Origin of the sequence: Candidatus Protochlamydia sp. R18 (assembly GCF_000648255.1) — a bacterium.
Taxonomy (GTDB): Bacteria; Chlamydiota; Chlamydiia; order Chlamydiales; family Parachlamydiaceae; genus Protochlamydia; species Protochlamydia amoebophila.
Map to the genome: position 1 here is coordinate 1 of NZ_BASL01000700.1, position 5,794 is coordinate 5,794.

2 protein-coding genes and 2 pseudogenes are annotated in these 5,794 nt (G+C 38.6%); all 4 read left to right on the forward strand.

Translation table 11 applies throughout. The annotated features are described in order from the left end of the window. Positions 1-275: 275 nt before the first annotated feature. Positions 276-551: a hypothetical protein gene (locus TY19_RS06105; RefSeq protein ID WP_042280992.1), complete on the forward strand. Its 276-nt coding sequence runs from the start codon at positions 276-278 to the stop codon at positions 549-551. Positions 552-584: 33 nt separating this feature from the next. Beyond that, a pseudogene (locus tag TY19_RS26840) lies at positions 585-1,113 on the forward strand (ISL3 family transposase). Positions 1,114-1,273: 160 nt separating this feature from the next. After that, positions 1,274-3,358 (forward strand): hypothetical protein, encoded by a 2,085-nt coding sequence (locus TY19_RS06115; RefSeq protein WP_042280994.1) that lies wholly within the window; start codon positions 1,274-1,276, stop codon positions 3,356-3,358. Continuing rightward, positions 3,355-5,794, forward strand: a pseudogene (locus TY19_RS06120) (hypothetical protein); the annotation flags it as partial. The gene TY19_RS06115 and the pseudogene TY19_RS06120, both read left to right, overlap by 4 nt.

Genomic DNA, 5,794 nt, shown 5'->3' on the forward strand with positions numbered 1-5,794 from the left:
AATACTAAAGAACAATCATGTAACCAAACTGATTAAATTAGAAAGGGTAAAATTTACAGGCATTGATATTCAAAAAGATAGAGCTCATCTTTTTGTAAGAATGCTGTACGACTTGCAATTATGCCCAACATGTCTTAAGCCAATTTCCAAGTTAGTTGATGTTACTCCAAAAATTTATAGAGACTTGGATTTGATTGAACGGGATTGTTTATGTACTTTCACGGAACCACTATCGTTTGCTGTACCATATCGACATTATACAAATCGATTTGAGCATGAAATTTACGAATGCTGACGAGAAACAACGGCTACTTGCAGCCAAAAAATTTGGAATTAATGATAAAACCGCTACGGGAATTTATCAAATTATAGCAAAGCGAAAACAAGAAATAAAGCTCCTCCTCCCCACAGAGGTGATCAGCGTTGATGAAATTGCTATGCATAAAGGACATAAAGACTTTGTTGTTGTGATTAGTGATCTAACAAATAAAAGAGTCATTGATGTTCTCAGTGATCAAAAAAAAGCTTTAGAAGCATACTTGGATGGTTAAAATGGCCAATTTAAAAACAAAATCAAATCTGTAGTGGAATTTAAATTGCCCAAAACAAAGGCTGTAGCAGATCGTTTTCATGTAATGCAAAATTTAAATAAGTCCTTAGACGACTGCAGGAAGCAAGCTAAAAGAGAAGGCGATGATAAAGAGATATGGGGAAACGAGCGAAATATGTGGTGTTAAAGAATCGCGAGGATTTGACAGAGGAACAGGAAAGCATTTTAAAAAGAATATTAACTGCTTGCCCATCACTAAAAACCTGTTATGAGCTCAAGGAATCATTTATAAGTATATTTAATAGCTCAGAAAATAGAGAAATAGGAAGAGCAAATTTGTCCGCATGGATTCTTAATGTGATATGAGGGAATGTTTCAGAATATTATGCATTTGTCAGGACACTTCTAAATGGGGAAGAAAACATACTAAATTATTTTGATAACCGGGTGAGTAGTGGTTTTGTAGAAGGATAAATAATAAAATTAAGCTTATTAAAAGAAAAGCATTTGGTTTTGTGATTTTTGAAAATTTTCGAATTAAAATTTTGGATTGTTTTTCTTAAAATTATTTTTCACCACGCAAATCTCCGAAGACCCAAAATTCACTTGCTTAAAGCAATATTGCAACGTGCTTAAGGTGCAAGCTGTCTTGCAGAAAGAACAAACTGAAATAAAAGTTTTGAGCCTACGTCCATTAATCTTATCAAGAAGGAAAAGACTCTTATGAGTTCTCCAGTTGCACCAACTCCCAATCTTCATTGGGAAAACATCTTTCAAGGCAGCCCCATCCTTGGCCGTCAAGAGGCCCAATCGAGACTTCAGAATTTAATCCCTAACACTGAAGAACACTTTAAACTGCAAGCAGCTCTTATAAAGACAGCCGGCATTGTAGAAATCAGCTTATCCAACATGAACTACAAAGTCGATACGTGCCCTAAGGACCATCTGGTCGTAGGTGGGTTTGGATCGGCAGAGCATGTTGCCATTGGGGAAGCCGTTCAACTAAAGGGATTACCAAAGGATGTACCGCTTCTCATCAAAGGCGTTACTCCCATTCGATTTCAACACATTGTTGCTTTAGCTGGAGACTTTTATGGTGTCGCCGGTCAGGCCATTTCGTTACCGGGCGGAACAGATGAAGAAAAAACAGAACGATTTATAAAAGCTTTCGACACTCTTGCCCAAGCAAACAATGATGAGATACGAAAAATTCTGCTAGAAATCGATCAGGAGTGCACAGCCGTCACACACTCGAGCTTGCCACATCATTGTTATAGTAACCAAATGATCGAGAAAAACAACGCGATCAAAAAGATCAAAAACGACATCGATGAACTGTTAATCGATAATAGCGATCACTTTTCCTTAAATGCCCAGGATGCTTATCGTATCGGGCACGCTCTTGCATTAAAAGAGGCAAGGAATGCTGGTGAAAGGCAAGACATAGATGGACTTAAACGAGCCTATGCATTAGATGCCTTTGCCTGTCATTTTTTAACCGATTTGTTTGCCTCAGGCCACATCCGTAATCAGCGAGGAGAGTTAGAGGTTTTTCTCATATCTCAGCTAAAATTCTCAAAAGATATGGCAAAAAAACTGGCTGGGATACTAACGGGAGCTCAACACGAAAAAGATGGCCATGAAGGATTAAACGTTGCTAATCAAAGAGGTGATCAATGGAGAGCCTATGGAGATGGCAACTTTTTTTCGCCGAAAAATGTAGAAAATAAAGAAAAAGTCATCACTGCTACTCAACAATCTGTCGATGAAATCTATGCTGCCTATCTTCATCCTGACTCCCCAGTAGCGAGTCGTATCGATGAACTCATTCCTTATGCAGCTCCTTTTAATCCTCCTCCCCTCTACTCAGTTGAAGGAACAGTGCTGTTTTTACATAAAGGAAGTGATAAAATCGAGATTAAGACGCGGAAGGACTATCTCTATAAATGTTTATGCGAAGCAGCATTGAGCTATTTGCCAGAAAATTATATCAACGGTTTTATAAAAGGTTTTATCACGAGTCATATCGCTCTATTTGATATTAAAACTCCTCCTGTTTTCAACAAAGTCATCATTCCTCAAATTCAGCGTCTAACAGGATCGGCCTGGAGTTTGGCAGGGATCGCTACATATCATCAAATTCAACAACAAAGCGAGCAGCTGAATGCAAAAGTAGATGAGCTAGCAGATACCGTTAAAGCAACGTATGACAATAGTGTGAAAATCCTGGAACAACTGCACAAGTTTAATGCTCAATTAAGTCAACTCTCATGGACTTCCTTATTTCAAGAGATAAAAGGTTCCATCGCCAGCATCCAAGATATTAGACATCAGCATAAGCTCTATAAAGCTACTCTGACCGAAAGTCAACTTGATGAAGCAGAAAAGAAGCTTTGGGAAGTACATATCAGAATGTCGCGTGTTTTTTCTGAATCTAATGCGGATGGCATGAAGCTACTCTCAGCTTACGAAACAATGCTCCAAGAAATATCACCGATGGGTTCTTTTGAAATTAAAATTGCCGTCACACTTTGGTTTAGACAAATGTTGGATTACCAGGTGCAAGCGTTTTGCATGTATGGGATCTTACAGGCCAGAAAAAACGGAGATATGGAAAACCAGTCTCTATTGCAGTCTCAAGTATTGGCATTTGAGACAAGCCTATTCAGGCAAATCGAGGCTAGCAGAGACCATATTGACGAAGGATTAATCTATGAACATCCAAGCTATATCACCTTGCAGCTTGAAAAGAGTAAAACAAAGCGTGTGGCGGCTAGTCAATTCAACCCAAAAGGAAAATCAGTATGAATGAGATGACTCGCTATAATATAAGAATGCACGATAATGGCTATTGCAGCCAAATACGAACATCTGTCTCTCCTATTCGAATAATAGAACAAGGAGTGGAAGCCATTGAGAAGATTTTAGCAAAAGAGCTCCTTTGTCGACACGATGTGGAAGAGATTAACCAAATTTATCAGTCTGTAGATCTCTTAGAGAGGCAAATTGAAGAGATACCTGCGCGGAATAGCCACCATGCCCTCCAAAAAATTATAGAAAAAGTTAAAAAGATTGTTTCTAATCAAGCAGTTAGCGCGCAGGATTTGATTTCACTCTACCATTTACAACACTTTTCAGATTCAGAGTTGCAAATCGAGCAGGAGTTTAAAAGCGTACAGCGTAACTTTAGTTCCGGTTACTTTCAAGCTATTGCCGAGGAGCTTCCCTATTGCTTTTCCACAGATCAATTCGATGAAGATGTGAAATGTTTGATAGGGCCTAACCGTACTGAAAAAGTGAATAAAATCTTGCAATGCAAGAAAAAAAAACTTCAAGATTACGAACAGCTAAAGAAAGTTATCGCACAAAGAAAATCTGATTTAGAAGAGCTCAGAAAATACGATCCTTTGTCATATCCAGCTTATTTGGATGAACTACTCGACAACGGCTACATTCACCTCTACGATCATCTCCTTCAAATGAGAGCTCTTCCCAGTCGCAACGAACGGCGATCTGAAATTGAAAAAATCCCCTTTTCTCTCTTATCTCATATCGTCTTGGAAACTCGAGAAGCAATCATTCAAAAAGTCGTAAACTCTATCCCTGCGGATCGCTCTCGTATTTTATTCCTATTAGGCCCCTCAGGAGCCGGCAAGTCGACCACGTTATGTTTCCTAAGAGGAGATCAGATGATATTAAAAGACTTCCACTACGAATCACAAAGTGATCGGCAACAGATTATTGGACTTTCTGGAGCAACTTCATGTACATTTCTCCCGACCATTGAAATCGTCCAAGATTGGGCCATCATTGATTTTCCCGGTTTTGACGATACTAATGGATCTCTCATCTCTTTGGGGATGGAGTGTGCTCTAAAAGCGCTGATCGCAAAATACACTCCCCAAATATTGATTCTCGAGTCGATCACAAATAATGAAGGCAGGTTTGCAGCCGCAGCTCAACTAGGGTCTCGTCTGAGTCATTTACTCAAGAATAAGAACGACTGTCTATTAGGAATCACAAAATACTCCAAAGATCCTGATTTTAGACAAATTCAAGCAATAGAGGAGCAACAGAAGAAAGAACTATTAGAACGCACTCCAGAAGAGATTGCACTTCGTGCATCCATCGAGACACTTGCCGCTCTAGATATGCCGGCATTACAACCTAAGATAGAGAAAATGCAGCAACAACTTGCTAAGATGCAGGAAGAGAAAGAGCAAACACAACAGATACCATTGCCTGAAACGGGCCCCAAAGCAGAAAGTCGCAAGAGGCTCCAAGAAAGAGAAGAGGAACTATTAAGGCAAATTGGCTTAAAAGAGATCATCCGATTTGATAATCTAGAAGATACGAGTCATTTATCCTCATGCGTTGCAACTTTTTCTGAGAACTTTGAAAGGGGACCGATCTGTGTGAGTTCTTCGCAACCTTTAGATCCTGATGATGAAAGACTATTAGAAAATCGGTTTAAGAACAGTCTGAAGCTAGAGATGAAAAATCTTAAAGATTACGACATAAAGTTTGAAAACCTTCAAGTTTTTGTACAAAGTGTGCTAGAGTCTAGCTTAATTAATACCATCTTTTCCCAGTCGAATCCGGAAATCGGACAGTTTTTACATTTGCCAGAAATCGATCCTCGTCTTGTTCGCAACTATGACAAGGAAATTGTAGGTCGTTGTATCAAAGAGTACATCCGCTCCATCCTTAGTACCCTTAATATCTCTTTTATCGACACAGTATTAAAAGAGTTAAAAGGCAAGGTCTCTAAAAAAACAATTGCTATACTCAAAAAAAAAGTAAATCGGCTTCGAGATTATGTGTTGGGCTTATTGGGATCCTTTCCCGAAGATCAAAAAAAAGCGAAAGAAAGATGGGTTATTCTCCAGGAAAGTTATCAATCAGCGAAAGATTCAGTATTAGAAAAATTTAAATTACCACCTTGGGCGACAGTGCTTCTTTGTATTCCAAGCGGGATACCGTACGGTATTTACGCATTAATAAGATGGAATGAACTGAAAAAAGAAGAGCAGAAAAAGATCGAAGAAACGATTGATCTTTGCTCTGATGATTTAGATCGAATATACAATGCACTAGTGAAACTAAAAGATCTAGAAAACATCATTGAAAAACAAGAGATCATTGATGAGGTATTTTATTCTGGGGAGAGTTTTTTCGAGTCGGAAGATGCTTTCATAGCATCTATACAAAATAAGATTCAAAAAATTAGAGCAAACTACGGCA

Bases quoted from the DNA above. Each gene is read 5' to 3' on its own strand.
- TY19_RS06115 (WP_042280994.1), top strand. From the start codon at position 1,274: ATGAGTTCTCCAGTTGCACCAACTCCCAATCTTCATTGGGAAAACATC.
- TY19_RS06105 (WP_042280992.1), top strand. From the start codon at position 276: ATGAAATTTACGAATGCTGACGAGAAACAACGGCTACTTGCAGCCAAA.